This window comes from Nocardiopsis lucentensis DSM 44048 (assembly GCF_000341125.1).
Lineage (GTDB): Bacteria > Actinomycetota > Actinomycetes > Streptosporangiales > Streptosporangiaceae > Nocardiopsis > Nocardiopsis lucentensis.
This window is the reverse complement of the sequence record NZ_ANBC01000468.1, coordinates 31,356-32,700: the sequence shown is the minus strand read 5'-3', so window position 1 is coordinate 32,700 and position 1,345 is coordinate 31,356. Positions and strand designations below refer to the sequence as shown.

General features: G+C 73.1%; 2 protein-coding genes. One reads left to right on the top strand and one right to left on the bottom strand.

Translation table 11 applies throughout. The annotated features are described in order from the left end of the window. Positions 1 to 331 (top strand): M15 family metallopeptidase (locus D471_RS0116595; RefSeq protein ID WP_241479640.1); only part of this gene is annotated, 331 nt, incomplete at its 5' end. Positions 332 to 358: 27 nt separating this feature from the next. Here the strand turns inward: D471_RS0116595 and D471_RS0116590 are convergent. Continuing rightward, positions 359 to 1,036: a hypothetical protein gene (locus D471_RS0116590; RefSeq protein WP_017599661.1), complete on the bottom strand. Its 678-nt coding sequence runs from the start codon at positions 1,034 to 1,036 to the stop codon at positions 359 to 361. Between the last annotated feature and the right edge of the window lie 309 nt (positions 1,037 to 1,345).

Here is a 1,345-nt window from a genome sequence, read left to right as displayed (position 1 = left end):
GGAGCGGCTGCGGCCGGACGCGGCGGTGGCGTTCGTCGGGCTCGACGCCGCCTACCGGGAGCGGTTCGGCAGTCCGCTGTGCGTGGCCGACTCCTACCGCCCGTACCACGAGCAGGTGCTGCTGTTCCAGCAGATGCTGCCCGGTATGGCCGCCCACCCCGGCACCAGCCAGCACGGTCTGGGCCTGGCCGTGGACCTGTGCGGCGGCGTACACGAACTCGGCAGCCCGGAACACGCCTGGATGCTCTCCCACGCGCCCACGCACGGCTGGGTCAACCCTCACTGGGCGCGCAACGGCTTCGAGCCCTGGCACTGGGAGTTCACCGGGTGAGACCCCGGCCGGCGTCCCCGACCAGAGTCAGACCAGTGAGCCCACCCGGACCTCGAACCCGCCCAGGACACCGGGGTACACGTTCAGCTCGTCGTCGGGTTCCAGGGGCCCGGTGTCCAGACACAGCAGGGCGCGCACCCGGCCGGTTCCGGAGGTGAACCACGCATCCCCCGGCGCGACCCCTCCGAGGCCCCTCTCCTCCTCGCCGACGGAGGCGGAGAACTCCTCCACCGTCTCGCCCTCGCCGTCCACGAACTCGTCCCGTGTGACCAGGTCCGGGCCGAGGGTCAGTTGGAGGGGCGTCCCGGCCCCGTCGAGCCACAGGCAGGCCGTGGTGAAGGCCGTCGCGGCCCCCTCCGAGCCCGAGACGGCGGCCAGGCCGACCCACGCCCTCAGGGCGCCGGACACCACACCGTCGTCCACGCCGCGGACCAGGTCAGGGGCGACCTCGACCTCGGTGCCGCCGAAGCGCGCCCGGACGGGGTCGTCGGGAACCAGCGGGGCGCACATCCGGGCCTCGGGCTCGACGATGATCTCCACGGGGTCGTCCACGGCGCGGGCGTACGCCTCCGCCATCGCCTCCGGCCCCGCGTCCAGCAGGGCTGCCAGGTCGTCGGTCATGGGACAGCCGAGAACGTCACCGTCCTCCAGAGCGCCGAGACGGGCACCGCCTCCGCTCGGCGACAGGTAGGTCACCCAGTCCAACGTCGATCCTCCTCATCAGGGCGAGACCGTTCTTCGGGCCCTCCGCCTCGCCTCGCCCGTCATCGCCCGCAGAGGCGCCACAGGCGACGCGTGGGCACCACCCCCGACGAGCGCCCGCGGGCACGGTACTCGCCTTCGGCGCCCCGGCGGCGCCCGAACGGCGAACCCGTGGGCACCCGCTCCGAGAAACAGAACCCGAGCCCGTCTACACAACGGCGACCGGGCTGTGTTCCTTACCTGTTCCGGCGCATCCCCGGCATGGTTCCTCCACCCGTCGCCACACGATGACGCCGTTGCCGTCCCGGTGCG